The organism is Labrys neptuniae, assembly GCF_040797145.1.
GTDB classification, from domain to species: domain Bacteria; phylum Pseudomonadota; class Alphaproteobacteria; order Rhizobiales; family Labraceae; genus Labrys; species Labrys neptuniae.
In genome coordinates this window covers 155550-182456 of the sequence record NZ_JBFNQD010000005.1, presented here as the reverse complement: position 1 = coordinate 182456, position 26907 = coordinate 155550, and the positions used below count along the sequence as shown (strand labels likewise).

The window sequence follows — 26907 nt, the reverse complement described above, 5'->3', positions numbered from 1 at the left end:
AGGATAGTCCCGGCTGCTCGCAATATGCGTCCGTCATACCCCGACACGCTGGCGCTTGCGCCCGTCAAGCTGAGAGGCATGCGCCTCGCGTACCTCGCTCCTCTCGCTCGTGGCGGGAACCCCGACATCCCACCAGGCATCGCCCGGCGTCCAGGTGAAGGCGTCCGACACGATGGAGATGACCGTGGTCCGGTCGTTGTTCTGCGCCCATTCGATGGCGGGGCCGAGATCGGCGAGGCTGTCCACCTGCCGGGTCAGGGCGCCCATCGCCTCGGCGTGCTTGGCGAAGTCGACCGCAAAGGGCTCCTTCACCCGGCAATCCTTGATCAGATTGTTGAAGGAAGCTCCGCCCTTGGCATTCTGCAGCCGGTTGATCACGGCATAGCCGCCATTGTCGCAGACGATCACAATGATCTTGTGGCCGCTCAGAACGGTCGAATAGATGTCCGAGTTCATCATCATGTAGGTGCCGTCGCCGACCATGACGATCGGCGTGCGCATCGGATCGGCCATTGCCGCGCCCCAGCCCGCGGCGATCTCATAGCCCATGCAGGAAAAGCCGAACTCGCAGTCGAAGGTGTTGGGCTCCTTGACCCGCCAGTTCTTCATGACTTCGCCGGGCAGGCCGCCGGCAGCGGTGATGAGCAGATCCCGGCTGCGGGCGTTGGCATTCACCACCCCGACGACCTGTGCGTAGGTGGGGACCGGCTCGTTGGTAGGCTTTTGGAAGCCATCGAGCATGGCATTCCATTTGGCGAATTCCGCCACGCCCTTCTGCGTCCAGGCCGCCGGCGCCGTCCAATCGCCAAGTGCATCCGCCAATTCCCCGACGGTTTCCAGGGCATCGCCGACCACCGCCAGCGCCCGATGCTTGGTGGCATCCCAGCGCGCCGCGTTGATCGAGATGAATTTCGCCGTCTGCGAGAAGGCGGTCCAGGAGCCGGTGGTGAAATCCATCAGGCGCGTGCCGATGGCGAGGATCACATCGGCCTCGCTGGCCAGGGCATTGGCGGAAGTCGAACCGACGATGCCGATCGGCCCGACATGGGCGGGATGGTCATGGGTGAGCGCGCCCTTGCCGGCAATGGTCTCGGCGAGCGGAATGCCCCGCTTCGCGGCAAACTCGGCCAGGGCCTTTTCGGCGCCGGAATAGCGCACGCCGCCGCCTGAAATGATGAGCGGCCGCTTTGCCTGTTGCAGGATCTTCACGGCTTCCTGGAGGCGATCGCGATCCGGGCGCGGCCTTGGGATCTTGTGCACGGCAGGCTCGAAGAACGCTTCCGGATAGTCCCAGGCCATTTCCTGGACGTCCTGCGGCAGCGCTATGAAGGCGGGCCCGCAATCGGCCGGATCCAGCAGCACGCCGACGGCCTGCGGCAGCGAGGAGATGATCTGCTCGGGATGGACGATGCGGTCCCAATAGCGCGTCACGGCCTTGAAGGCGTCGTTGACGTTGATGGTGGGGTCACCGAAATGCTCCACCTGCTGCATGACGGGATCGGGGCGGCGATTGATGAAAGTGTCGCCGGAGAGCAGCAGCACCGGCAGGCGGTTGGAATGGGCGACGCCGGCCGCGGTGACCATGTTGAGCGCACCGGGGCCGATCGAGCTCGCCGCCACCATGATCTGGCGTCGGCGTTTGGCCTTGGCGAAGCCGATTGCCGCCAGGGCCATCGATTGCTCGTTCTGGCCGCGCCAGGTCGGCAAAGTGTCCTTGACCGCCTCCAGGGCCTCCGACAGGCAGGTGACGTTGCCATGCCCGAAGATCGCGAAAACACCCGGAAAGAGCGGAACTTTCGCGCCCTCTACGACTGTAAACTGATTGCACAGATAACGGACCAGGGCCTGGGCCATGGTGAGGCGAAGTGTTGCCGGCATCGTGTTCCTCCCACGCAACCGCGATTTTTCCATTGCTTACGAAATGATTATTGACAATACAACATAATTGCAATCACCATTGCAAAATGTCTCGCAGGAGGCAGGCTCCCTCTCATGAGCGAGCATGACGGCGCTCCCCCCATCGCGGGCATGAAACGATCGACAGAACCAGCCACCAGCGCTGGGCCGGAGGAAACGATGCCGCACGTACTCGTCGCCGGCAAATTGCATCCGAGCGGAATCGCATTGCTGCGTGACGCTCCCGAGGTGACGTTCGACTATGTCGAAGAGGTCTCGGAGGAAAGCTACGCCCCTTTCATCGCCGCTGCGGACGGCCTGGTCATTCGCACGCAACCTCTCTCGGCCCCCATCATCGGGCAGGCCGACAGGCTCAAGATCGTTTCGCGGCACGGCGTCGGCTATGACGCCGTCGACCTGCCCGCACTGAACGGCAGGGGCATCGCGCTTGCGATCGTGGGCGATGTCAATTCGGTCTCGGTGGCCGAGCACGCGATGCTGCTGCTGCTCGCCTGCGCCAAGAAGCTGCTGCGGGCCGATGCCAGCGTGCGCGAAGGCAACTGGACCTGGCGCAACAGGCTCGAAGCGACCGAACTATCCGGAAAACGCCTTCTCATCATGGGATTTGGCCGGACGGGGCGCCAGCTTGCCCGATATGCCGGAGTCTTCGGCATGGAGATCAGGGCATATGACCCGTACCTGCAGGCCGCCGGCTGGCCGGAGGGGCCGGTTGCTCCCGTCGATGACCTTGCCGTCGGATTGGGCTGGGCCGACGCCATATCGGTGCATGTGCCCAAGGCCGCCTGCCCGACGATCGGTGCCGGGGAACTCGCGGCAATGAAACCCTCCGCAATTGTCGTCAATACTGCGCGCGGAGGCGTGGTTGACGAGGCGGCCCTGCTGGAGGCACTGCGCCAGGGAAGGATTTCGGCCGCCGGTCTTGATGTTTTCGATGACGAACCTCCTCTTGCCGATCACCCCTTGTTCGGGCTCGATGAGGTCATCCTGACGCCGCACATCGCCGGCCTGACGGCTGAGTGCGCCGAGCGGATGGCCATTTCTTCGGTGCAGAACGTGCTCGATTTCTTTTCCGGCACCATCGACCCGGCCCTTGTCGTCAACAAAGAACAGCTCAATGCCAACTCCTAAGCAGCAACTCAGAATCGGCCTCATCGGCACGGGTTTCATGGGCAAGACCCATGTTTTCGGCTTTGCAGCCGCACAGCGGGTCTTCGACCTCGACTATGACATCGTGCTGCACACGGTCGCCGACCGCAGCGAGGAACTGGCCGCCGCTGCGGCGCAGACGCTCGGCTTCAGCACGTCGTCGGGCGACTGGAAAACCCTGATCGCCGATCCCGATATCGACGTGATCGACATCACCGCTCCCAATGCGCTGCACAAGCGGATGGCGCTCGCCGCGTTGGCGGCCGGCAAGCACGTCTATTGCGAAAAACCCCTTGCCACCACCGCGGCCGATGCCGCCGAGATGGCGCAGGCCGCACAAGCTGCCGGTGTCCGTACCCAGGTCGGCTTCAACTATCTGTGCAATCCCTTGTTCTCGCTCGCCCGCGAGATGATCCGTGGCGGTGAGTTGGGCGAGATCCGCAGCTATCGGGGCATTCACGCCGAGGACTACATGGCCGACGCCGAAAGCCCTTTCACCTTCCGGCACGATCCGGCCGGCGGCGGAGCCCTGGCGGATCTGGGCAGTCATGCGTTGGCGACGGCGGAGTTCCTGCTCGGACCGATCGAACGTGTGCAGGGCGACAGCGTCACCGTGATCGCCAGCCGGCCCGATGGCAAGGGAGGCCGACGGAATGTCGAGGTCGACGATCTCGGCCGCGCCTTCCTGCGGTTCGCCAGCGGCGCGTCCGGCAGTCTGGAGGCGAGCTGGATCGCCACGGGCCGCAAGATGCAGCATGACTTCGAAGTCTATGGCACCAAAGGAGCCCTGATTTTCAGCCAGGAGCGCTTCAACGAGCTCCATTTCTTCGATACGTCCGACCGGCAGGGGCGCCGTGGCTTCCGCCGCATCGAGGCCGGCCCAGACCACGCCCCCTATGGAGCGTTCTGCGTTGCTCCCGGCCACCAGCTCGGCTTCAACGATCTCAAGGCGATTGAGATCGCAGGCTTCGTCGACGCCATTGCCGGCAAACGGCCCGAGCCCTTCGGTTTCAGGGCCGGCCATCGCATCCAGTCGCTGGTCGAGGCGATACAAAGATCCGGCGTCGAAGGGCGCTGGATCGATACGTCCCAATGATTGCGGGCGGAATGGCCTAGGCCGGCCATGGTTGCCTTCCTCCCGTGAGCCATCCAGCAGCGGTTCCGGCGGAGAAGCGGCACCATTGTGATTGCAGTTGAAATGTTACGACTGTTTCATCACAATGAGTTCCATGGTTTCGCATTCCTGGTTGTTGCTGACGTACAAGGTGCCACCCGAACCGGCTGCCCGGCGTATCGCGCTCTGGCGGCGGCTCAAGGGGATGGGGGCGGTCTATCTGCAGAACGGCGTGTGTCTCCTGCCCAAGACCAATGACCACATCCGCCGCCTGAAGATGATCGAGAACGATATCGCCGACCTGTCGGGGGATTGCGTGATCCTGGAGACGGTTGCGCTCGATCAAGGGCAGGAAGAGAAAGTCGTAAGCCGCTTCAAGGACGATCGGGACGAGCAATATCGCGAATTCCTGGGGCGATGCGCCGATTTCGAAAAGGAAATCGCCAAGGAAATTGCGATCAACAAGTTCACCTATGCCGAACTGGAGGAAGAGGACACCGACCTCAAGAAGCTCCAGGGGTGGCTCGAGAAGATCAGGAAACTCGATTTCTACGGTGCGTCGCTCGCCGGGGAGGCGGCCGAGCGCCTGCGGGCCTGCGAGGCTCTGCTCGACAGCTACGCCCAGCGCGTCTTCGAGGCACAGGACGAGAACCGCTGAGATGGCCGATCGGAGGACAGCCCAAACCATGACGCCTTCTCCCTCGCGCAGCGGTATTCCAGCGGGCATCTGGGCGCTCGGCTTCGTGTCGCTGCTGATGGATGTCTCGTCCGAGATGATCCACGCGGTCCTGCCGGTCTACATGGTCACGGTGCTCGGCGCGTCCACGCTTGCCGTCGGCCTCATCGAGGGCATCGCGGAAGCGACGGCCTCGATCACCAAGGTGTTCTCGGGCGCTCTCAGCGACTGGCTGGGCAAGCGAAAATTCCTGGCTGCTCTCGGCTATGGTCTGGCCGCTCTCACCAAGCCGGTCTTTCCCCTGGCGAATTCGATCGACTGGCTGGTTGCGGCGCGGTTCATCGATCGTATCGGCAAGGGTATCCGGGGTGCACCCCGCGATGCCCTGGTCGCCGATCTTGCGCCGCCGCATCTGCGCGGCGCGAGCTTCGGTCTGCGCCAATCACTGGATACCATCGGCGCATTTGCAGGCCCGCTCCTGGCGATCGGCCTGATGTGGCTGACGGCCAATCACTTCCAGGCCGTGTTCTGGATTGCCGTCGTGCCGGCGTTCCTGTCCGTCGGCCTCCTCTTGGTCGCGGTCAAGGAGCCCGAGCGACCGCAGGACCTGCGCCGTGTCCGCATGCCACTGCGGCGCGACGAGGTGCGCCGCCTCGGAACGGCTTATTGGTGGGTGGTTGCCGTCGCGGCGATCTTCACGCTTGCCCGCTTTTCCGAAGCGTTTCTCGTCCTGCGTGCCCAGTCGGCCGGTCTGCCCCTGGCGCTTGTGCCGATCGTGCTGGTGATCATGGCCTTTGCCTATTCGCTCTCGGCCTATCCGGCCGGCATCCTTTCCGATCGGATGGACCGGGTGGCGATCCTCGCCATCGGCCTCGTGCTGCTGGTTGTTGCCGATCTGGTGCTCGCCTTCGCTTCCGGCGTCATGGGCGTGTGCCTGGGTGTGGCGCTCTGGGGGCTGCATATGGGGTTCACTCAGGGGCTGCTGGCCACCTTGATTGCCGAAGCCGCGCCTGCCGAACTGCGCGGCACCGCCTTCGGCCTGTTCAATCTGGTTACCGGCCTCGCGCTGCTCGTCGCCAGCGTGATAGCAGGAGCCCTATGGGACCTGGCCGGACCGCAAGCCACTTTTCTCGCAGGAGCTGTTTTCTCGCTTGTGACCCTCATCGTCTTGCTGCCGGTTCGCGCGCAGCTCTCCGGGACGCGTGAATGATCGGAGCTTTATTGGGTGGGCATATGGCGACGCATGAGACGGTATTCGTGCCAGATCAGCCCCATCACCACGACGTCCAGGATGGTGAGGACGATCAGCCCGGCACCATGCGTGTAGGAGAAACGATAGAGCTGGTAGACGATGAAAAGCCCGAGCACGATCAGCGATGCCGGATACGACCAAAGCTTGCCCTTCAACAAGCCGATGACCAGCGCCAGTTTCACCACGCCATGGCCCAGTAGATAGAATGCGTAGAAATGCTTCGTCTCGATGGAAAAATTCTGGGCGAAGGCGGATAGGTGGCCCGCGATGAAGTCATGCGGGTTTTCGATCAGCTCCTCTTGCGTGACCCAGTTGACGAAAGCCCGAATTGTATTGGTGCTGATCAGAGCAAGGGCGATGCCGCCGACGCATTCTATCAGTGCATGTGCCCCTTTCAGGAGAATGCCGATCTGGAAGATCTTGTGAACCTGATGTTCATTCATGAGATGGTCGAGCCAGCATCAGCAGGGAGAATACGAACAGACACATGCGAGCTGCAATTCGAGCCTGGTCGTTGGCGGTCGCGTGGATCACCAGCTCTGTCGTGCACGAGGCGGCAGCATCGCCTTGTTGTAGTCCTCGATCATGGCGGCGGATAGAGGACTGGCATCTGCGCGCGTGGCGGGCCCAGGAGACCGGCGCTTTTGAGGTTCGCGCTCTCGCTGCTCATCCTGCGGATCGGTTGGTGGTGGCCTGGAGCAACGTTCGCAGTCTTGGCGAGGCAGGGGACCGCGCATAGTTAGGCTCGATGGGTCAGGTCGCGCAGCAAGCGGGCAAGGCCTGGTTCGGCGACGAGAAGCGCCGCTTCCTCCAGCGGCACCCATTGAACCTCGCGTTGGCCCTGCTCCTTCCATTTCTTCAAGGTCGCCTTGACCTCGACGCGATAGACGGTGGTTTCGACCAGGGCAAAATGGGTATCGAGGCGTTTCCAGTAGGGATAGGTGCCGATCGGCTTTTTGTCGGCCTTGCCGACAAGGCCGGCTTCCTGCTTTGCTTCGATCCTTGCCGCCTGGGGATCCTTGCGCCCTTTGATCGGCCAGCCCTTCGGCAAGGTCCACCGCCTTGTCGTGCGGGTCGTCACGAGGCAGGTCTCCAGGCGTCCGGCCTTGATCCGGACGGGCAGGGCCGCCACCTGGCGCAATGAGGGCGAGGGCCTTGCAAGGTCCTGCGTCACCTCGACATCACCCTGCTCGAGATACGCGTCAGGGTGATCAGCACGATCAGGGTCGCGGCACCCAAGATCGTCGTCAGCGTGGCAGCATCAAAGATCGCGCCGCGGTCCGATAGCGAGAAGATGCGAACCGGCAGGGTGACCCAGCCCGGCGGATAGACCATGACGGTTGCCCCGAGCTCTCCCATCGACAGGGCGAAGGAGAGGCTAAAGGCGGCGATCAGATAGGGCGTGAGCAAGGGCAGCGTCACGCGCCGCAGTCGGTAGAAGGGGCGGGCGCCCAGGCTCTCGGCAACCTGTTCGCAGTCGATCGGAAGGCGGGCAAGGCCGGCGGTGACCGTGCCGTAGGTGAAGGCCGCAATCAGCATGAAATGTGCGATCAGCACGATCAGCCGCGTGCCGTTGAGCAGGAAGGGCGGCTGGCTGAAGGCGACCAGCAGGCCGAGGCCGATGGAGACGGAGGGAACCGCGCTCGGCACGAAGAAGAAGAGGTCGAGCACGCGCTTGGGCAAGGGCTTGAAACGGCGAAGCGCCAGGGCCGCCCAGGTGCCGCAGACGAGCGCCGCCAGGCTGGCGATGATGCCTGTGAGGATGCTGGCCTTGAGCGAAGCGAAGGATGCCGTGCGAAAGGCGTCGGCATAATGCTGGGTGGTCAGGTGCGAGGGCAGGATGTCGTTCCACTGCCCGCTGAAGCTGGCGAGGACGATCACTCCGATCGGTAGGCCGTAGACGAGGAGGAAGAGCGGCACCACGGCCGCCCAAACGGCCCCACGCTCGGCTTTAGACCACACCAGCATTGCTGCCTCCGAAGTGAGCGACGATGATGCGATAGAGCGTGTAGAGGCCGAGCGAGAGCGCGATGTTCACCACGGCAATGACGCAGGCGGTCGCATAGTCGAACTCCTGGATCGCCTTGCTGTAGATCAGCAGCGGCAGGGTGATGACGTCCTTGGCGCCGATGAACAGCACGATGCCGAATTCATTGACGGTGAGCAGCAGGCACAGGCTCCCGCCGGCGACCAGGGCCGGCAGGGCGGCCGGGAAGATGACCTTCCGCACGATGCGCAGGGGCCGGGCGCCGAGGCTGCTTGCCACCTCGATCTGGGCATGATCGATCTGCGAGAAGGTGGCGAGGAGCGGGCGCATGACGAAGGGCGTGTAAACAGTCACCTCCGCCAGCACGACCCCCCATTGCGAATAGAGAAAGTCGATGGGTGGCAGCTGCAGGGCGAAGGCGTGCATCAGCGTTTCGTTGAGAATGCCGGCCGAGCCATAGATGAAGGTGAAGGCAAGGGTAACGAGGAAGGTCGGCAGTGCGATCACCGTGTCGATCAGACGGCCTGCAAGTTTGGCGCCGGGAAAGGGCACGAAGGCGAACACCACTGACAGGACGAAGCCCAGCAGCAGGCAGCCGATGGTGGAGCAGATCGCGATGACGATGGTGTGGTAGAGCCCGTCGACGAACTGGCGCGAGCCGAGGACCTGCTCGAAGGTGGCGAGCGAGGGCGGACCGTCCCCGAGCGAGGCGCGGATGATGAGGGCGAGGGGGTAGAAGAACAGCAGCGCCAGCACGAGAAGAGGCGGCAGGATCCAGAACCCGTCGAGATTGCGCCGCGCCGGGGCCGCGCCGAGCGCAATGTCAGCCATGGGCGGGATCCTCTGGAACCAGCGTGACGTCACCGGGCTCGAAATGGATGCGCACGCTCTCGCCGGCCTGCGGCGGATCGGCCATCGGTGGCGTCGTCATGCGAACCGTGTGCCCGCCCGTTTCGAAGGTGATGTTCTGGACATCGCCCTGCCATTGCACGCTCAGTACGGTAGCCTTGAGGGCATTGGGCTCGGAGGTCGCACGGGTAAAGCGGAAATCGTGCGGCCGGACGCAGAGCAGGCAATCGCTACCGCCGGCGAGACGGTGATGGTTGCGGGCGAAGAGAAAGGTGTCGCCGAAACTCACCCGGGCATGTCCGTTCTCGGTCGGCTGCAGGTCCTTGACCGGCATCAGATTCGCCCGGCCCAGGAATTCCGCCGCAAAACGGTTCGGGGGATTGCGGAACAGGGACTGGGACGTGCCGAAGGCGCGCAATTTGCCGTCCCGCATGATGCCGATATGGTTGGCCAGCGTAAGGGCTTCGGACTGGTCATGCGTGACGTAGAGCACCGTCAGGTTGGGCAGGCTGGTATGCAGCTTGGCGATTTCGTCGATCATGGCGCGGCGGATCTGGGCATCGAGGGCCGAAAGCGGCTCGTCGAGCAGCAGGACCTGCGGCCGTGGCGCCAGGGCACGGGCGATGGCGACACGCTGCTGCTGCCCGCCCGAAAGCTCGCGCGGAAAGCGCCGCGCATAGGCGGACATGCCCACCATCGCCAGGCATTCGGGCACGCGCTGGCGGATGACGTCTTCGCGGGCGCCATGGGCCCGCAGGCCGAAGGCGACGTTCTCGTCGACGCGCATATGCGGGAACAGGGCATAGTTCTGCACCACCATGCCGATCTTGCGATCATAGGGGGCGAGATGCGTCACGTTGCGCTCGCCGATCATGATCCGGCCCGAGGAGGGCCGGACGAAGCCTGCAACGGCGCGCAGCGCCGTTGTCTTGCCTGAGCCCGAGGGGCCGATCAGGGCGACGACCTCGCCCGGATTCACGGTCAGCGTGAGGGAATGCAGAACCGTCAGGTTACCATAGGTAACCGAGACGTCCTCGAAGCCGATGCGACTGCCGCCGGTAGCGGCGGTCTTGGCTTCGGTGCCCGGACCGGTTTTCAACTGCGCGCTCGCCATCGCCCTGTCGGCTCTCAATTGCTCGAAATGGCTGAATTGTAGGCAGCGACATTGTCCTTCAATCCGGACAGCACGCCCACCCAGTCCGGGCTCCAGATCTCGACACCCTGCAGCATGGCCTGGAGCTTCTTGTAGTTCTCGTCCTCGGGCTTGACGTCATTGCGCACGGGCAGGCCCTTGGCGACGACGCTGACCTGCTTCTGCGCTTCCGCGGACAGCAGGAAGTCGATGAGTTTCTTGCCATTTTCCGAGTTGGGCGCGCCCTTCACCAAGGCGATGTAATAGGGCAGGGCGAACAACGTCTTCTTGCCGTCGGGGCCTGCCGGCACGAAGATCTGGATGTTGGGATTGTCAGCCTGCTGGGACAGGTTCATCTGCATGTCGCCATTGGCGACATAGAGTTCGCCCTTGTTGACCAGCGCCGTCAACTTGCCGGTCGAGGCGGAAGGCCCGAGATTGTTGGCCTGGAGCTTCTTGAGGAAGTCGAGTCCCTTCTCCTTGCTGCCGAAGGCGTGGAAGGTCTGCAGCATGAAGGCCGTGCCGTCGCCGGCCTGTCCCGGTGTCGAATATTGCAGCTTCTGCTTGAATTTGGGATCGAGGAGATCCTCGTATTTCGCCGGAGGCTGCTTGAGGACCTCGGCGTTGTAGATGAAGTTGGGGTAGTTGTTGACCAGGGCATAGAAGCGGCCGCCGGCGTCCTTGTCGCGGGCCTCGATCTTGTCGGCTCCGGCCGGGCTATAGGCTTCGATCAGGCTGTCGGCAGCGGCCTTCTGCATGAAGGGCGGCAGCGTCACCAGCACGTCGGCCTGGGTGTTGGACTTTTCCTTGGCCAGGCGATCGACCACGCCGCTCGATCCCGCTTCGACATATTGGACCTCGATGCCGGTCGCCTTGGTGAAGGCTTCGAACTGATCGCCGAACCAGCTCGGCGTGCCGTCGTGCAGCCCATCGGCGCTGTAGATGGTGACCACGCCATCGGCATGGGCCGGAACGGCCATGCCGGCTAACATCAGGGCTGCAATCAGGGCGAACCTGGATTTCATGACGTTCTCCTCTCGGGACGGATGTGAGCGTTTGGCGGCTTTCTTCGCTTTTGCCTGTCTCTTGCCGCGGCCGGAGCCGAACGCCTTAGCGAAATGTGTTTTCAAGCGTCCGATAAGTAAAATCTATTTATCTTATGCAATGAAAGGTCAGGCTTATGGTTGGGTCGAGGCCGCAATTTCACGCGTTTCCACGAGCAAGGCACGCCCCAGCACGAGCGTGCTCTTGCCCCCAACTCTTTGTTTCGACAGGTCTTTGCGATTGCCGCCGGATCGCAAAATGCTTCAGGCAAACCGAATGCCGGCGCGCTGTGCTCGCAGGCGGGGGTCGTTGGAACGAACCGTCACCGGCCGGCCCTGAAGGATCTCCTCGCAGCGGGTCAAGGTGTCCGCTTCCAGGCGCTGCATGGCTTCGACCGTGAAGAAAGCAAGATGCGGAAGCAGGATGACGTTGTCATGACGATAGAGCGGGCTCATCGGGTGGCCGGCCTTGCGCAAGGGTTCGAGCGAATAGGTATCGAGGCCGACGCCGCCCAGGCGCTCTTCCATCACCGCATCGACCAGGGCCGCTTCGTCGACCAGCGCACCGCGCGACACGTTGATCAGGATGGCGGTCCGCTTCATGCAGGCGAGTTCCGCCGCTCCGATCATGCCCCGCGTGCTCTGGTTGAGGACGCTGTGGATCGAGACGAAGTCGCTGGCGGCCAACAGGTCTTGCAAGGCATCGACTTTCTCGATACCGGCCTCGCGCATGGCTGTGGCGTCGAGATAGGGATCATAGCCCAGGACGCGTGCGCGAAAGCCGGCCCCGGCCATGCGGGCGAGGCTGCGGCCGATCCTGCCGCAGCCGACCAGGCCCAAAGTCGCTCCGGCGATGTCGCGCCCGAGCCAGCGCGCCTCGGGCCAGATCCAACCTTGTTCGGCAACCGCATGGGTGATGGCCGGCAAGCGTCTGGCGAGCGCGATCATCAGGGCGAAGGCGGCTTCGGCCACCGTTTCCTCGGCATAATCGGGTATGTTGACCACGGGGATGCCGCGCGCCATGGCCGCCGGGATGTCGATCGCATCGATGCCGACGCCATATTTGACGATGCCCTTCAGCCGGGGCGCGGCTTCGATCACCCGGGCGGTGATCGGCGTGTAGCACATCAGCAGGAGGTCGGCGTCGGCCACGGCCGCGCATAGATCGCCTTCCGAAATGCCTTCCGGCAGGATGGCGAGCTCGACGCCATGAGCCCTGAGCCCCGCATCGACGGCGGGGCATTCGAGTTCCCCGTCGGTCCTGATAGCCTTCACCATCGCGCCCTCATCCCGCCAGGACCGCCTCTTCGATGATACCGAGCGCGCGGTCGAGGTCTGCCCTGGCGATGGTCAGCGGCGGCGACAGCGTCAGCACATTGCCCTGGCTGATCTTGAAAGAGAGGCCGTTTTCCAGGCAGCGATAATAGACCCGCTCGGCCAGGGCGTGATTGGGCTGAAGCCCCTGCCGGTCCTCGACGAGCTCGACGCCGAAGATCAATCCTCGGCCGCGCACGTCGCCGACATGCGGGGAGCGGGCCATCAGCTCGCGCATGCGGTTCATGGCGTGATCGCCCAGTTCCCTGGCGCGTTCGGGGAGGCCCTCCTCGCGGATGATGGCGATCGTGGTCAGCGCGGCCCGGGTGGTGACCGGGTTCTTTTCATGGGTGTAGTGGCCGATCGCATAGTCGCCGGCGACATCGAGGCCGCGACGGGCGATGACGGCGGCGATGGGCAGGATGCCGCCACCCAGCGACTTGCCGAGCACCAGGATGTCGGGGGTGACGCCGTCATGTTCGGAGGCGAAGAATTTGCCGGTCTTGCCGAGGCCGGTCGGAATCTCGTCGAAGATCAGCAGCGTGCCATGCCGGTCGCAGGCTTCGCGCACGCTTTTCCAGAACCCCGGCGCGGGAACGAGCGGGGTCGCGCGCATGGGTTCGGCGATGAAGGCGGCGATGTCGCCTTCGCGGGCCAGGACATAGGAGATCATGCTGGCGCAGGCGCGGGCCGACTCCTCCAGCGAATTCGTGCCATAGGGGCAGTGATGCGGGGCCCAGGGCGCGACATGCTCGCTGCCCGGCAGGAGGGGCCCGGCAATACCCGAACGGAACGTCGCCTCGCCGCCGACGCTGGAGGCACCGAAACCGGCGCCGTGGAATGCATCCCAGAAGGACAAGGTCTTGAACCGGCCGGTCGCGGCACGTGCCAGCTTGAGCGCGACCTCGATGGCATCCGAGCCGCCCGTGGTGAACAGCACCTTGCCGAGATCGCCCGGCGTGAGTTCGGCCAGCGTTTCGGCCAGTTCGACCGCCATCTCGCAGGTAAAGCGCCGGGGGGCGAAGGGCAGCTCATCCATCTGCGCCCGGATCGCTTCCTTGAGGCGCGGATGCCCATAGCCGATGTGATGGACGCTGTTGCCGTGGAAATCCATGTAGCGCCGGCCGGCGAGGTCCTCGATCCAGATGCCCTCGGCCTTGGCGATGGTCGACACGCAGGGGCTGGACAGGCTCTGATGCAGGAAGACGTCGGCATCGCGCTGCAGCAGCGCGGCCGAGGCAGCGTGATGCTGCCGGGCGTTCCAGTCACGCCGCGCCTGGGCGGTATTGGATTCGCCCTCGGTATGGATCAGGGTCATGGCGCTTCACAGCCGGGCCGAGCCCGCTCCCTCTTCAGTCTCCAAAAAGCTCGGCAATCGTCTCCTCGCCGAGAGCAAAACCGGTGCTCGCACCCGTGCCGCTGGTCACGATCACCAGCCTTACGCCGTCGCAGGGGTTCAGGCGCAGCGCCTCGTCTTTCGACGAGGACGCGTAGGTGCCGACCCAATGGGCGGTGACACGGGGAGGCGACGCGCGGAACAGAGCCTCGTATTCGGCCAGGATCAGGGCGTCGACTTCCGTGGAGGCGAAGGGATCCGGCGTGGTGCCGTAATGATGTGAATCGCCCACGACCAGGGAGCCATCGGCCGATTGGGTGACGATGAGATGAACGCCATTCTCCAGGGCGCTTGCCCGCTCGCTTTCGAGCCGCCGGCGCAGCGCCGCCGTTTCCGGCATTGCGGCAAAGGCACCGTAGCGCAGGAGGCTGAGATCGGACATCAGCGCCGAATTGAGCCTGAAGCCGGGATCGGCGAGGCGCAGCATCTGCAGCTTGCAGCGCCGCACCCTGTATTCTGCGATCGTCTCGCTGAAAAGGGTGGCAAGATCATCGCCCGGGCAGATCGCGATGCGCGAGGCCGCAATATCCCCCACGCTGGTGCGAAGCCGGCCGGGTTCGACCCCCCGTACCGCCGTGCCGAAGCGGAAGCTGACGTCGTGACGCGTCCGGAGCCATTCGACGAGGCGGGGCAAGGCGAGGGAGGATTCGACCCGCAATTCATGCGGGCTGAAGAAGCCGCCGATTGCGCCGGAACCGGCGAGGGAGGGCTCGCGCTCCGCCAGTTCGGCTGCCGTCAAGGCCTGGCATGAGGCGCCTTCGGGCGTGGTGCAGAACGCCGCGATGGCGTCGAGCGCCTCGGGGCGCTGGGCGGCGATCACCATGCCGCGATGGAGGATGTCGATCCCGGCCTCGGCCGCCGTCGCAAGCCAGACCTCCCGGCTGCGCCGGGCGCGTCGATAGGAAAGACCCGGCGTCTGGCCGCTGACGACGACCAGGCCGAAATTGCGGATGGAGGCACCATTGGCCGCGCTGTCGCGATCGACGACCACGACCCGCAGCCCGCGCCGGGCGGCTGCCAGCGCATGGCCGAGGCCGACAATGCCGGCCCCGACCACGGCAAGATCAAAGGTCTCGGGCATGAAGCGCTACCACGGCAATGAGAAGGTCTTGACGTTGGTGAAGGACTTCATCGCCTCGATCACGCCTTCCTTGTAGCCGTTGCCCGAATCCTTGATGCCGCCGAAGGGGCTCATCTCGATGCGATAGCCCGGCACTTCCCAGATATTGACGGTGCCGACCCGGAGGCCGGTGATGAAGGCCTGCATGCGCCGGAAGTCGTTGGTGCATACGCCCGAGGACAGGCCGAAGGCCGTCGAGTTCGACAGTGCGATCAAGGCCTCGTCGTCATCGGGGGCGCGAATGATCGGGACGATCGGGCCAAAGGTTTCCTCCATGACGAGCTCGCTCGCATGCGGCACCCTGTCGACGACGATCGGCGGCAGTAGCGCGCCCTGGCGGCCGGGATCGTAGAGGATCTCGGCGCCGGCCTCAGCCGCCATATGGACGCGCTTTTCGAACAGGGCGGCCGCCTTCTCATGCACCACCGTGCCGAGCTGGGTGGCTGGATCGAAGGGGTCGCCGAAGCGGATGGCCTTGGCGCGTTCGAGCACCAGGGGCACGAAGCGATCGGCGACCTTCTCCTGCACCAGGATGCGCTTGACGGCGGTGCAGCGCTGGCCGGAATTCTTGGTGGCGCCGGCGACGGCGAGATCTGCCGCCCTGGCGAGGTCGGCGTCATCGAGATCGTTGAGGATGATCAGCGGGTCGTTGCCGCCGAGCTCCAGGACCTGGCGCTTGTAGCCGGCCTTGGAGGCGATCATCTTGCCGACGGGCACGCCGCCGGTGAAGGTGATCAGGTCGATATGGGGATTGGTGATCATTTCATCACCGATCTCGGCGGGCCATCCCGTCACCACCGAGAGCATCTGCGGCGGCAGGCCGGCCTCGTAGAGGATGTCCGCCAGGACCAGTGCCGTCATCGGCGTGAGTTCCGTCGGCTTCACCACCACGCAATTGTTGGTGGCGATGGCCGGTGCCACCTTGTGCGCGACCATGTTGAGCGGATGGTTGAAGGGCGTGATCGCCGAAATCGCCGTGAGAGGCTCGCGCTGGGTGAAGATCCGCCTCTGCTTGCCATGCGGAGTGAGGTCGCAGGAGAAGATCTGGCCATCGTCGTGGATGCACATCTGGCCGGCGAGGGTGAAGACGTCGAAGGCGCGCCCGACCTCATAGAGCGAGTCCTGCTTGGAAATGCCGAGTTCGCTGGTGACGAGATCGGAAATCTCGTCCTTGCGGGCGTTGATGAGCTCGGCCGTCTTCAACAGGATCTTCTGGCGGTCGTAGCGCGTGAGCTTCGACTGGTAGCCGGCTGCGATCTCGAAGGCCTGGCGGGCATGTTCGGCGCGCCCGGCAGGAACGGTGCCGACCACCGTGTCGGTATAGGGATAGCGCACCTCGAGGGTCGCCTCGGCCTCGACCAGGCGGCCGGCGATCCGCATTGGTTCATGGCGGACCTTGATGGTTTTCTCGGGTGTGTTCATTTTGGCTGAGCCGCTGCGAGGGTGGCGTAGTAGAAGGCGTCGAAATTGCGCAGGGCCGGCGCCTGCGGCAGGTCGGGCAGGGGGCGGTTCACGATGAAGGGTACCGCCTGCTCGGTCAGGCCGCCATGCGAGCGTAGCGGTTCGTCGAGCGCGGCAAGGTCGTGGCGGTGCTCGGATGTGCCGATCGTCTTGTTCTCGCCCGAGACCATGACGATGTCGCCGATGCGGTCCTCCGGCAGTTCGAAGCGCCGGCAGCCCTCCTCGCGCCCGAGCACCAGCGTCATGTCCTGGATAGCACGCAGCCTGGCGATGATGGCCTCCCGGTCCGCGCCCTTGGGCAGATAGGCGGTGGCGAACGAGCCCAGTGCGCCGTGATGCACCACATAGGGGTCGGTGATCGGCAGGATGACGCGGGCGGCATCCTTGCCGAGCCATTCATCCAGCAGGTCCTGGACATAGACCACGTTGGGCGAGCCGTCCGCATGATGCTTCGGCTTCATGCCGTGGTCGGCAGTTACGACGATGGCGGCACCCAACGCGTCGAGCTCGGCGAGATATCTGTCAAACATGGCGTAGAAGGCGTTCGCCTGCGGCACGCCGGGGGCGTATTTGTGCTGAATGTAGTCTGTCGTCGTCAGATACATGACGTCGGGGCGGAATTCGCGCAGAAGCTTGACGCCGGCGGCGAACACGAATTCCGACAGTTCCGCCGAATAGACGTCCGGCACCGGGCGCCCCAGCCATTTGGAGGCATCCTCGATGCCGTTGGCAGCCTTGGTGGTGGTGCTGGCCTTTTCCGAGGAGAAGCAGACGGCACGGTCGTCGTCATAGGACAGGCCGTGGCCCAGGAGGGCGCGCAACTTGTCCTTGGCGGTGACCACGGCAACCTTGGCCCCGGCATCGTAGAATGCCTTGAACACCGTCGGCGCGCGCAGGAATTTGGGATCGTTCATCATCACCTCCTCGCCCGTTTCGGGGTTGTAGAGGTAGTTGCCGCAGATGCCGTGCACGGCGGGCGGGCGCCCGGTGACGATCGACAAATTGTTGGGGTTGGTGAAGCTGGGAATGACGCTGTGCGCGGTGCTGGCCGTTCCCTTCCGCAGGATGCGCTCGAGGGCCGGCATCAAGCCGGCCTTGATGGCTTCGTCGAGATAGGCTGGCTCGCAGCCGTCGAGACAGATGGCGATGGCCGGCACGCGCGGCCAGGCGTAATTGCGCTCGTTGGCGGAGACCGAGACGGGGGACATTTGGTTCATCGAGGATCGATCCTTCAATAAGGGCCGCCTCAGGCGGCGAGCTTTGCGCGTTCGGCAATGGCGTCGGCGGGCGGGGCGGCGGAAGCAACCTTCATCTCGGCGAGGGACTGGCGGGCCGCCTCGACCACCTTGCGCATGACATGCTCATCCATCCGTCCGATGCAGCCGACGCGGAAGGACTCGACCACCGTCAGCTTGCCGGGATAGATGATGAACCCCTTTTGTTTCATCTGTTCGTAGAAGCGGCTGAAAACGAAATTCGGATCGGCGGGGCAGAAGAAGGTCACGATGATGGGCGAGAGCCAGGTGTCGGAGAGCAGCGTCTCGAAGCCGAGCTCGCGCATGCCGGCTACCATCACATCGCGGTTCCTGATATAGCGGGCACCCCGCCCTGCCACGCCGCCCTCGGCGGTATGCATGCGCAGGGCCTGGAGGAAGGCCGCGACCACATGGGTGGGTGGCGTATAGCGCCACTGCCCGGTCTTTTCCATCGTGGCCCATTGCGCGTGGACGTCGAGGCTGAGCGAGTGGCTGTTGCCCTCAGCCGCCTTCAGCGCATCCTTGCGGGCAATCACGAAGCCGAAGCCCGGCACGCCCTCGATGCATTTGTTGGCGGAGGACACCATGGCCTCGAAGGCGATCTCGTTGACGTCGAGGCGGATGGCGCCGAAGGCACTCATGGAATCGATGAGGAGTTTGCGTCCCTTGCTCTCGACCACGGCGGCGATCTCGGCCACCGGGTTGAGAATGCCGGAGGAGGTTTCGCAATGGATGGCGAGGACGTGGGTGATCCCCGGATCCGCGTCGAGCGCGGCCGCAACTTCCTCGCCGCGCGGAGGCAGGTAGTCGCCCTTGTCGATCAGGGTGTAGGGGCGGCCAATATAGCGCATGGTTTCGGCGGCCCGCAGACCATAGGCGCCATTGGCCAGGACAAGGACCTTGCCGTCCTTGGGGACGAATGAACCGAGCATGGCCTCGACGCAGAACGAGCCGGACCCCTGCATGGGCACGCAATCATAGTCGCCCCTGCGGTCGCCGGTCAAAGCGAGCAGGCCCCGCCGAAGCTCGACGGTCATGGCACGGAAATCGGCATCCCAGGAGCCCCAGTCGCGCAGCATGGCCTGTTTCACCTCGGCTGAAGTGGTCAGCGGGCCGGGGGTCAGCAGATAGGGCTCACCGAGCAGGGGAGGGGCAAAAGCTTGCGTCGACGCACCATCGTGCATGGGCCGGTCCTCATCAGATGCCGTTCGTTCGGCGACCATATAGGACCGGCACAATCTATTCTAAAAATCGTTATTTTGTATCCGTATATAAGCTGTGATTATATGTGGACGATATCGAGCCCTGGGGATGATTGCCGATGCGCTATGTTCAACTCCGCGCCTTTCACTATGTGGCGATCTCGGGCGGCTTTTCGCGGGCCGCCAGCGAATTGCTGCTGACCCAGCCGGCGATCTCCGACCAGGTTCGCAAGCTGGAGGAGGAATATGACACGCTTCTGTTCAATCGGCAGCGCAAGCAGGTCGTGCTGACGGAGGCCGGAGAACGACTTCTGGCTGTGACGCGGCGCATGTTCGAAATGGAGAATCAGGCTCTCGAGCTCTTGTCGGAATCCCGTTCTCTTCGGGCCGGGACGCTGCGCATCGTCGCCGATGCGGCCCACCACGTGCTGCATATCATGGGCGAGTTCCGCCGGCGTTATCAGGGGGTCCACGTCACCGTCCGGTCCGGCAACACCGAAACGGTCATCAAGAGCCTATTCAACTATGAAGCGGATATCGGTGTCGTGGGGGAGGTGCCGGCGGGCCGCGACTTCGAGATCATCGCCCTCAACGCCACGCCGATCGTCGCCTTTGCCGCGGCAGATTTCGACCTTGGTGGACGCAAGAGCCTTTCCTTTGCCGATCTGGCCACGATGCCCCTCGTCATTCGCGAGCGTGGCTCCAAGACCCGCAAGCGCCTGGAGGACGGGGCGGCCGATGCCGGCATCAGGCTGAAATATGCCATCGAGGCGGAGGGACGCGAAGCTGTCCGTGAGATCGTGGCTTCGGGCGCCGGCCTTGGTTTCGTTTCCGAGGCCGAGTTCGGCAACGACGGCCGGCTCATGAGAATCCCGATCTCGGGCCCTCCAATGCTGATGGAAGAGGCGCTGGTCTGCCTGAGCGAGCGAAGCGATGCCAAAGCCATCCGCGCTTTTCTGGGCATTGCGAGGGAACTTGCCAACCGGATCCCAATGAGCGGTTAGGCCCTCCTTCTTCTCGACAGCGGCATTGGCCGGCCGCGACGAGGCATCGCTCCGGGGACGCGTCAGGAAAATCGCTGTCGCAGAGCCAACTCGACGTTTTCCGGCAATCGGACGGTGCGGTGGCAGGTGGCCCGGTCGCTGAGGTTTGGGTGGGGCGACCGGGCCTGTTGACCAAGCGTTGCGGGGCTCGGTCGATTTGGCTTCCGCTGGGGGCAGCAGAAGCAGGGAACACGCTAGGCCGGCTTCTTGCTGATCAGAAGTTTTGTTATGTTAAATGTTGTTTCGCGAGGCCAGGAAGCGAGGCTTCTTGTGGTCGTGGAGCGTGATTCAGTCGGCCTGTCGTCGAGCGCTGTCTCGGTGGAGAATGGCAGCATGAATGCGCGGCGGGATCAGGTTGACTTCGCCGCAAGCCGCCAAAGCAGGCGAGACTGCCTCGGCCGTCCATCAAGCCCATGACCAGGATCGAAATGACGCGCGTGCGAGGAGTTGGCGGGATGACCAAACGATTTGAGATCGGCGATCACGTGACCTGGAATTCCGAGGCAGGCCGCGTATCGGGGACAATTATCGCGATCCACACACGTGATTTCGACTATAAGGGACATACCCACCGTGCGACGGAAGACGATCCCCAATATGAGATCAAGAGCGACAAGACCGACCATGTCGCCGCTCACAAGGGCAGTGCCCTCGACCATGTGTGAACCAGGCGCGTGAAGCCGCCCTTCTTCACCATCGGCCATTCCAACCGGCGCATCGAAGAGTTTGTCGACCTTCTGCGTCAGGCGCAGGTTGAGCTGCTCGTCGATATCAGGAAGATCCCGATGTCGAGAGCCAACCCGCAATTCAATCAGGATCGCTTGCCCGGCTCCCTCTCGGCTTTCCAGATTTCATACGATTACATTGCTGCGCTTGGTGGCCTTCGCGGCAAGTTCGGAGCATTCCCTCGGGATCGCAATGGCTTTTGGACAAACGAGAGCTTCCACAATTACGCCGACTATGCACTTTCGGGTGAGTTCCACGAAGGCTTGGAGCGCCTGCGCAGCGAGGGACACAAGAAGCGCTCGGCGATCATGTGTTCGGAAGCGGTGTGGTGGCGATGTCACCGCCGCATCGTTGCGGACTATTTGATCGCCGAGGGAGAGATCGTTTTCCACATCATGGGAGGGGGGCGCCTTGAGCGTGCGCAACTCACGACGGGTGCCATGGTCGAAGCAGACGCGACGATTATCTATCCGGCACCCCGCAATAGCCCAGCCGCGGAGCAGCCATGAAGGCCGTGCGGTGACCATTCAATGAAATCAGTGACGCCCCTCGAGCCCCACGTTTCAAAGACGAGCGACCAGGCCTCCCCGTTTGAGGCACTGCTGAGCAGTATCCGCGCCTGCCGCATCTGCCGCGATGACCCCCGGTACGGCATGCCGCTGGCTCATGAGCCAAGGCCGGTCATTCAGGCATCGCAAGACGCGCGTATCTGCATAGCCGGCCAGGCACCGGGAACCAGAGTGTACAAGAGCGGTCGTCCCTTCGATGACCCGTCCGGCGTGCGTTTGAGGCGGTGGCTGGGAGTTGACGAAGCCAGCTTCTACGATCCGTCGAAGGTTGCCATTCTGCCGATGGGATTTTGCTTTCCGGGATTGACGTCGAACGGCGGCGATCTGCCGCCCCGCCGGGAGTGCGCAGAGCTCTGGCGCTCCCGGCTGTTCTCTCAAATGCCGAATGTGAGGCTGTTGCTGGTCATCGGTTCCTATGCCCAGCGTTGGCACCTCGGACCGGAAGCCGGACGATGGGGTGTCAATGAAACGGTCAGGCGGTGGCGCGAGGTCTATCAAAGCGACCCGCGGATGCGCAGGTTTCCGTTGCCTCATCCGTCCTGGCACAACAACAAATGGCTGAGCCAGAATCCGTGGTTCGAGACCGATGTGTTGCCTGTGCTGCAGGCGGACATACGGGATGCTCTGCTGTGATGATGGAATACCGTGACCCAAAATGGATACGGGCTTCCAGCAGCAAGCGAAGCGATAGCGGGGACTCTTACGGCATCAGGCCTGATTTGGAGGCCAGCCTCAGCTCACCTCAAGCTTCGTCATGAACGCCTTCAATTCATCTGGCGGCATATGCACGATGTGCCGTTCCTGCGGATAGGCATTGGCGCCCACATCCGACACATATTCGCGGAAGGCCGCAACGCGCTCGGCCTGCAGGCGATCATATTCGGCAGCGAAATTGCGATAGACCTTGGAGTGCCTGGGCATGTGGCCGCGATTCATGCCGAGGATATCCTCGGCGAACAGATATTGCGCGTCACAGCCGGCGCCGGCCCCCATCGACAGCATGAAGAGGCTGGTGCGCTGCGCGATCGCCTCGGCGACCTCCACCGGCACCACCTCGATCTCGGCTCCGAAGGCGCCGGCCGCTTCGAGCTGCTTGACGGCCTCGAAAATTTGCAGGGCGCTGTCGGCCGTCTTGCCGACGGCTTTGAAGCCGCCTGTCCAGGTCTTGCGCGAGGGGATCAAGCCGACATGGCCGATGACGGGGACCGCCTCGTCCGCCATGCGCTTGATCGTGGCATAGGAGGCGCTGCAATAGACCGCATCGGCGGAGGCCTTGATCATGCGGAACGACCAGCGCACGAAGTCGTCCGCCGTGCCGATCTCGTAGAAGTTCTCGCCCGGCATGGAGAACAGGCTCGGCGCGGCATCGCGATAGCGCGGGTCGAGGATCAGCTCGGGCGGAATGGAGACGATGTCCACGCCCGCCCGCTCGGCGGCCTCGGCCTCCTCCAGCGTGGTGACGCGGAGCATGGTCAGCTGCTTACGGCCCTTGAGGGCGCGCAGGTCGGCAACAGTGGGTCTGGTGCGGGTCATTGCGTGGTTCTCACTCGGCGGCCGCGGCCGCGGCCACGGCCAATTCATGGAATTCGGCGCGATAGGGCCGGGCGGTGGGCGGCAGCTCCCGCAGCAGGAAATAATCCTCGTTGCGAAGCTGGCGCAGCACGACCGGAAACACCTCGCGATAGGCGTGCCACATCGACGGGTTCGGTGCGGGTAGGTCATGCTTGATCAGGTCATGCAGCCTGGGCAGGGCATGATAGGGCACCATCGGGAACATGTGGTGTTCCACATGGTAGTTCATGTTCCAGTAGATGAAGCGGCTGATCGGGTTCATGTAGACGGTGCGGGTGTTGAGCCGGTGGTCCGTCACATTGTCGGCAAGGCCGATATGCTGAAGCAGGCCGGTCATCACCATGTGCCAGCAGCCATAGAGGCGCGGCAGGCCGATCAGCATCAGCGGCAGCCAGGACCAGGCGGCGAGCGCAGCGACGATGGCGGCAAGATAGATCGCCATATGCCAGCGTGCCGCCGTCACGGCCTTGTGCCGCTCCATCTCGGGAATGAAACTCTGCTCGTCGGGCGTCAGGATGCCCAGCGCGTTGCGGCCGAGGGCGATCAGCGAATACCAGGCGTCGATGATGCCGATGAAGTTCAGCACCAGCCGGATCAGGTCCGGCGGCCTCATCACGGCGATCTCGGCATCGCGCCCGACGATGATCGTGTCGGTGTGGTGGCGGGCGTGGCTCCAGCGCCAGGTGACGGGATTGCGCATCAGCATGAAGCTGGCGATCTGGTAGACCACATCGTTCATCCAGCGGGTGCGAAAGGCGGTACCGTGACCGCATTCGTGCCAGCGCGAGTCGCTGGAGGAACCGTAGAGCACGCCATAGACGAAGAAGAAGGGCAGGCACCACCAGCTGCCCCAGAACCAGATGCCGCCGGCCGCGGATAGGAGGATGGCGGCAATCCAGATCACGGTGTCGCGGATGGCAGGTCCATCGGAGCGCTGCATCAACTCCTTCATGACCTTGCGGGGGATGTCGGTGTGGTACCACTCCGCGGATGCCAATCCCGTCTCGATGGCCTGGCGCGTGCTGTCGCCGACCAGGCTGTAATCCCGTTTCCTATGCATCGTCGCCATGGCCATGCCGTTCATTTCGTGTGGTTTTCCGGGCCTCGGCCCACATCTTTCCCGCTTGATCCCCTCGTCACGAGCGTCCCTCCAGGTGCGGGAACAGTCCGGATGGCGGGGGGAAGTCCTCCGAGGGTTGGCGGGCGATACCGGTGATGAGGCCTTCCGCCGCCACGATCTCGGCGCTGCCGTCGAGGACCTTGAAGGTCGCCTGGTAGCGGCGCTCCTCGCCATGCTCCAGCCAGATCATCTCGCCGCGCTCGCGCGCGGCGAGATCGCCGAGAACGTGATGCGTCGAGGGTTCGATGCCGAGGACATATTCGCCGGGCTGGAAGTTCTGCCATTGATAGAGGCAGGGCAGTTGGTCCTGCCGCGTCACCACCATCAGCCCTAGGCCGATGCGGTCATTGACGAGGGCCACCGGTTGTTCGCCAGCGGCATTGGCAGCGAGCCTGTGCTGCCAGACCTGCTCGCGGAAGCCGGCCTGGGGGGCGGGGGCCACGCGATAGCCGATCTCCTGTTGGCGATAGGCCTCGCCGTCATGGGCAGCCCAGGCGACATCCTCGATGGGGGCGAGGTAGCGCGAGCCCTCGTCGAGCACGGGATGGCCGATATTGATATGATAGAAATACATGTGCGGCGTGCGCCGGAAGCCGTGATTGACCACGCGGTCGCGGATGCGGATCTCGTTGCCGCCGAGATCGGCCTCGATGCGCCGCAGGAGATGCAGGTCCTCGCCGAACACGGCCGATTGCTGCACGATGCCCTCCGCCCAGAGCACGCAGTGCTCGCCGTTCCAGCTCTCGCCATAGCCGGTCAGGCGGGCGGGAATGGTGCCGATGCGGCCATGCAGCGAATGCTTGATGCTCTTCTTGCCGGGATAATTGTAGCTGTCGGCCGGCGTTTCCTGCGGCCCGAGGATATGGTCGAGGCCGCAGGTCACCATGAGGCCCGAGAAGGAACGGGCCCAGGCAAGGCCGTTCTCCCCCTCATATTCATGCAGGGCTGGATGCCGGAAACCGGTCGGGGAATGCCAGCCGATGGATTGCCCCCGATACTCGCAGTCGGCGATGTCGAGCGCGCGGTCGACCAGCACGGTGAAACGCAGGCCCGTGCCGGTGCGGAATTCCAGCATGCGGATGCCGCGCTCGACGCCGTCGCCCAATGTCATCAGCCGCACGCCGGCGAATTGCGACAGCATGCCGGCCCGTTCGCCGATCTGGCGGCGCGTGAGGGAGCGTCCGAACAGTTCGACCATTCTCAATGCGCCTTCGCATCCTTGAGCAGCGCCTTGATGTCGACGCCCATGATGATGCCCTCGACCGTGAGGAGATCGGTCTCCGCCACCGTCTTCTCCGCGACGACCTCGCCGCGACGCATCACCACCAGGCGGTCGCAGACTTCGAAGACGTGGTGGATGTTGTGGGTGATGAACAGCACGCTGTGGCCGGCATCGCGCATGTCCCTGACGAAGCGCAGCACGCCATGGGTCTCCTCCACGCCGAGATTGTTTGTCGGCTCGTCGAGGATGATCACCTTGGCGGCGAACTGCATGGCGCGGGAAATGGCGATGGATTGGCGCTCGCCGCCGGAGAGCGTGGAGACCAGGGCATCGGCGTCGAGCTTCTTGGAAATGCCGACGCGCTTGAGAAGGGCCGCCGCCACCCGGCGCAACTCGCCGAAGTCGATGGGGGCGAACACGCCGAGCCAGCTGAGATTCACCGGCTCGCGGCCGAGGAAGAGGTTGCGTGCGATGCTCAGATCCGGCGCCAGGGAGGTGTCCTGATGGATCGTCTCGATGCCGAGATCCATCGCATCGCGAGCCGAGCGGATGGAGGCCTTGTCGCCGCGCACATAGATGGCGCCGCCATCGCTCGGATGGACGCCGGAGATCGCCTTGATCAGGGTGGACTTGCCGGCGCCATTGTCCCCGAGCAGGGCGACGACCTCGCTTTCGCGCAATGTCAGCGAGGCGCCCTTGAGGGCCTGCACGCTGCCGAAGGATTTCCGCAGGTTTTCGAGCCGCAGCACTTCTCTCGTCATCGGCGCCTCCCGCCATTCTTCTGCAGCAGAGCATGCAGGATCAGCATCACCAGGATGATGCCGCCGAGAAAGATGTTGTAGGCCAGGCCCGGCACGCCGATCAGTACGATGCCGTTGCGGATGGCGCGCAGCATGAGCACGCCGACCACGGTGCCGAAGATGGTGCCTCGTCCGCCGGTGAGGGCGGTGCCGCCCACCACGACCATCGCGATGACCTCGAGTTCATAGCCGGTGCCGGCCACCGGGGAAGCGGCAGAGATGCGGAAGGCGCTGATCATGCCGGCAAGTCCGGCGAGCACCGAGGTCAGGATGAACAGCCAGATCTTCACGGCGTCGGCCGGCACGCCGCGGGCAAGTGCGGCATTGCGGTTCGAGCCGATGGCGCTGATCCAGTTGCCGAGCTTGGCGTAGTTCAGCAGATAGATGCACAGGCCGGTGAGGCCGATGAACCACCATAGCGAGGTGTAGAGTTTGAAGGCTCCGGCCTGGAAGCTGCCGGCCAGCAGCGTCACCCAGGGACCGGGCTGGTCCCACGATTTCAGGGGGAAGCCCTGGGTGATGTAGAGGGCCACGCCGCGCAGGATCAGCAGCATGGAAAGCGTGACGAGGAAGGAGGAGATGCCAATCTTCGTCACGATCACGCCATTGACCCAGCCGATCGCGAAGCAGAGGAGGAGGCCGACCAGCAGGGCCGGACCGATATCCATCACGCCCTGCTGCACCAGCAGCATCACCAGCACCGGCGCCAGTGCGAAGACGGCGCCGACCGAAAGGTCGAACTCGCCTGCCGTCAGCAGCAGCGTCATGCCGAGCGCGATGATGCCGAGCTCGGGCAGGAACGCCATCATGTTGGTGATGTTGAGCGGGGAAAGGAAATTGGCGTCGGCCACGGCGAAGCCCGCCAGGGCCACGAGGAGGATGACGAGCGATGCCATCTGGGGCGAGCGCGGCAGGCTCGCCCGCAGGCTCCTTCCGGGAGTGTTGTTTTCCACGACCAAAGCCATGACGGTCCCATTCGCTGCGAAAAGG

Annotated in this window: 26 protein-coding genes; 8 read left to right on the top strand and 18 right to left on the bottom strand. The window is 63.9% G+C overall.

Annotated elements, in window-relative coordinates:
- Nucleotides 1-33: 33 nt before the first annotated feature.
- Nucleotides 34-1878, bottom strand: coding sequence for a 3D-(3,5/4)-trihydroxycyclohexane-1,2-dione acylhydrolase (decyclizing) (iolD, locus tag ABXS05_RS16855; protein WP_367624732.1), 1845 nt, complete (start codon nt 1876-1878; stop codon nt 34-36).
- Nucleotides 1879-2076: 198 nt separating this feature from the next.
- On the opposite strand from iolD, the gene ABXS05_RS16850 reads away from it, so the two are divergent.
- The 4 genes from ABXS05_RS16850 to ABXS05_RS16825 all read left to right on the top strand — a co-directional run bounded on the left by ABXS05_RS16850 (nt 2077) and on the right by ABXS05_RS16825 (nt 6063).
- A complete protein-coding gene (locus tag ABXS05_RS16850; protein WP_367624731.1) occupies nt 2077-3045 on the top strand; it encodes a hydroxyacid dehydrogenase in 969 nt (322 codons plus the stop codon).
- The gene (locus tag ABXS05_RS34865) at nt 3032-4159 is read left to right on the top strand and encodes a Gfo/Idh/MocA family protein (protein WP_437178675.1); all 1128 of its coding nucleotides are present in this window, start codon (nt 3032-3034) and stop codon (nt 4157-4159) included. Before ABXS05_RS16850 ends, ABXS05_RS34865 begins: the two co-directional genes overlap by 14 nt.
- 133 nt (nt 4160-4292) lie before the next feature.
- Nucleotides 4293-4835, top strand: a complete 543-nt coding sequence (locus ABXS05_RS16830) for a Chromate resistance protein ChrB (protein ID WP_367624730.1) — start codon at nt 4293-4295, stop codon at nt 4833-4835.
- A 28-nt stretch (nt 4836-4863) separates the two neighbouring features.
- Nucleotides 4864-6063 carry an MFS transporter gene (locus ABXS05_RS16825; RefSeq protein WP_376717671.1) on the top strand — a complete coding sequence of 400 codons (1200 nt, stop codon included), beginning with the start codon at nt 4864-4866 and terminating at the stop codon, nt 6061-6063.
- Nucleotides 6064-6071: 8 nt separating this feature from the next.
- Here ABXS05_RS16825 and ABXS05_RS16820 read toward each other — a convergent pair whose 3' ends face one another.
- From ABXS05_RS16820 to ABXS05_RS16765, 12 genes are all read right to left on the bottom strand, one after another.
- Nucleotides 6072-6548, bottom strand: coding sequence for a DUF2127 domain-containing protein (locus ABXS05_RS16820; protein ID WP_311936904.1), 477 nt, complete (start codon nt 6546-6548; stop codon nt 6072-6074).
- A 296-nt stretch (nt 6549-6844) separates the two neighbouring features.
- Nucleotides 6845-7279, bottom strand: coding sequence for an NUDIX hydrolase (locus ABXS05_RS16815; RefSeq protein ID WP_311936902.1), 435 nt, complete (start codon nt 7277-7279; stop codon nt 6845-6847).
- Nucleotides 7276-8073, bottom strand: a complete 798-nt coding sequence (locus ABXS05_RS16810; RefSeq protein WP_311936900.1) for an ABC transporter permease subunit — start codon at nt 8071-8073, stop codon at nt 7276-7278. The genes ABXS05_RS16815 and ABXS05_RS16810 overlap by 4 nt, the downstream gene beginning before the upstream one ends.
- A complete protein-coding gene (locus ABXS05_RS16805; protein WP_311936897.1) occupies nt 8057-8923 on the bottom strand; it encodes a 2-aminoethylphosphonate ABC transporter permease subunit in 867 nt (288 codons plus the stop codon). The genes ABXS05_RS16810 and ABXS05_RS16805 overlap by 17 nt, the downstream gene beginning before the upstream one ends.
- Nucleotides 8916-10040 (bottom strand): ABC transporter ATP-binding protein, encoded by a 1125-nt coding sequence (locus tag ABXS05_RS16800; RefSeq protein ID WP_367624729.1) that lies wholly within the window; start codon nt 10038-10040, stop codon nt 8916-8918. Before ABXS05_RS16800 ends, ABXS05_RS16805 begins: the two co-directional genes overlap by 8 nt.
- Before the next feature lie 29 nt (nt 10041-10069).
- A complete protein-coding gene (locus tag ABXS05_RS16795; protein ID WP_367624728.1) occupies nt 10070-11098 on the bottom strand; it encodes a 2-aminoethylphosphonate ABC transporter substrate-binding protein in 1029 nt (342 codons plus the stop codon).
- A gap of 282 nt (nt 11099-11380) precedes the next feature.
- Nucleotides 11381-12394 carry a C-terminal binding protein gene (locus ABXS05_RS16790; protein ID WP_367624727.1) on the bottom strand — a complete coding sequence of 338 codons (1014 nt, stop codon included), beginning with the start codon at nt 12392-12394 and terminating at the stop codon, nt 11381-11383.
- Between the two features lie 7 nt (nt 12395-12401).
- On the bottom strand, nt 12402-13748 hold the full coding sequence (gene pbfA / locus ABXS05_RS16785; RefSeq protein WP_367624726.1) for a (R)-1-hydroxy-2-aminoethylphosphonate ammonia-lyase: 1347 nt from the start codon (nt 13746-13748) through the stop codon (nt 12402-12404).
- Nucleotides 13749-13782: 34 nt separating this feature from the next.
- Nucleotides 13783-14907 (bottom strand): TIGR03364 family FAD-dependent oxidoreductase, encoded by a 1125-nt coding sequence (locus ABXS05_RS16780; protein WP_367624725.1) that lies wholly within the window; start codon nt 14905-14907, stop codon nt 13783-13785.
- Nucleotides 14908-14913: 6 nt separating this feature from the next.
- The gene (gene phnY / locus ABXS05_RS16775) at nt 14914-16368 is read right to left on the bottom strand and encodes a phosphonoacetaldehyde dehydrogenase (protein ID WP_367624724.1); all 1455 of its coding nucleotides are present in this window, start codon (nt 16366-16368) and stop codon (nt 14914-14916) included.
- On the bottom strand, nt 16365-17624 hold the full coding sequence (gene phnA, locus ABXS05_RS16770; RefSeq protein ID WP_311936873.1) for a phosphonoacetate hydrolase: 1260 nt from the start codon (nt 17622-17624) through the stop codon (nt 16365-16367). The genes phnY and phnA overlap by 4 nt, the downstream gene beginning before the upstream one ends.
- A gap of 29 nt (nt 17625-17653) precedes the next feature.
- Nucleotides 17654-18847 (bottom strand): 2-aminoethylphosphonate--pyruvate transaminase, encoded by a 1194-nt coding sequence (locus ABXS05_RS16765; protein WP_367624723.1) that lies wholly within the window; start codon nt 18845-18847, stop codon nt 17654-17656.
- Between the two features lie 137 nt (nt 18848-18984).
- Here ABXS05_RS16765 and ABXS05_RS16760 point away from each other — a divergent pair, with 137 nt between their 5' ends.
- The 4 genes from ABXS05_RS16760 (at nt 18985) to ABXS05_RS16745 (ending at nt 21836) form a co-directional block, all read left to right on the top strand.
- Nucleotides 18985-19869, top strand: coding sequence for a LysR substrate-binding domain-containing protein (locus tag ABXS05_RS16760; RefSeq protein ID WP_367624722.1), 885 nt, complete (start codon nt 18985-18987; stop codon nt 19867-19869).
- A gap of 494 nt (nt 19870-20363) precedes the next feature.
- Nucleotides 20364-20573 (top strand): hypervirulence associated TUDOR domain-containing protein, encoded by a 210-nt coding sequence (locus tag ABXS05_RS16755; protein WP_311936865.1) that lies wholly within the window; start codon nt 20364-20366, stop codon nt 20571-20573.
- 9 nt (nt 20574-20582) lie between these two features.
- Nucleotides 20583-21143 (top strand): DUF488 domain-containing protein, encoded by a 561-nt coding sequence (locus tag ABXS05_RS16750; RefSeq protein WP_367624721.1) that lies wholly within the window; start codon nt 20583-20585, stop codon nt 21141-21143.
- A gap of 21 nt (nt 21144-21164) precedes the next feature.
- A complete protein-coding gene (locus ABXS05_RS16745; RefSeq protein WP_367624720.1) occupies nt 21165-21836 on the top strand; it encodes a uracil-DNA glycosylase family protein in 672 nt (223 codons plus the stop codon).
- Between the two features lie 99 nt (nt 21837-21935).
- Here ABXS05_RS16745 and ABXS05_RS16740 read toward each other — a convergent pair whose 3' ends face one another.
- The 5 genes from ABXS05_RS16740 to ABXS05_RS16720 form a co-directional block, all read right to left on the bottom strand.
- The gene (locus tag ABXS05_RS16740; protein WP_367624719.1) at nt 21936-22736 is read right to left on the bottom strand and encodes a 3-methyl-2-oxobutanoate hydroxymethyltransferase; all 801 of its coding nucleotides are present in this window, start codon (nt 22734-22736) and stop codon (nt 21936-21938) included.
- A gap of 10 nt (nt 22737-22746) precedes the next feature.
- The gene (locus tag ABXS05_RS16735) at nt 22747-23844 is read right to left on the bottom strand and encodes a fatty acid desaturase family protein (RefSeq protein WP_367624887.1); all 1098 of its coding nucleotides are present in this window, start codon (nt 23842-23844) and stop codon (nt 22747-22749) included.
- Nucleotides 23845-23911: 67 nt separating this feature from the next.
- A complete protein-coding gene (locus ABXS05_RS16730) occupies nt 23912-25093 on the bottom strand; it encodes an aldose 1-epimerase family protein (RefSeq protein ID WP_367624718.1) in 1182 nt (393 codons plus the stop codon).
- Nucleotides 25094-25095: 2 nt separating this feature from the next.
- Complete coding sequence (locus ABXS05_RS16725; RefSeq protein ID WP_367624717.1) at nt 25096-25878, bottom strand: ATP-binding cassette domain-containing protein; 783 nt, start codon at nt 25876-25878, stop codon at nt 25096-25098.
- Nucleotides 25875-26882 carry an ABC transporter permease gene (locus tag ABXS05_RS16720; protein ID WP_367624716.1) on the bottom strand — a complete coding sequence of 336 codons (1008 nt, stop codon included), beginning with the start codon at nt 26880-26882 and terminating at the stop codon, nt 25875-25877. Before ABXS05_RS16720 ends, ABXS05_RS16725 begins: the two co-directional genes overlap by 4 nt.
- Nucleotides 26883-26907: the final 25 nt, after the last annotated feature.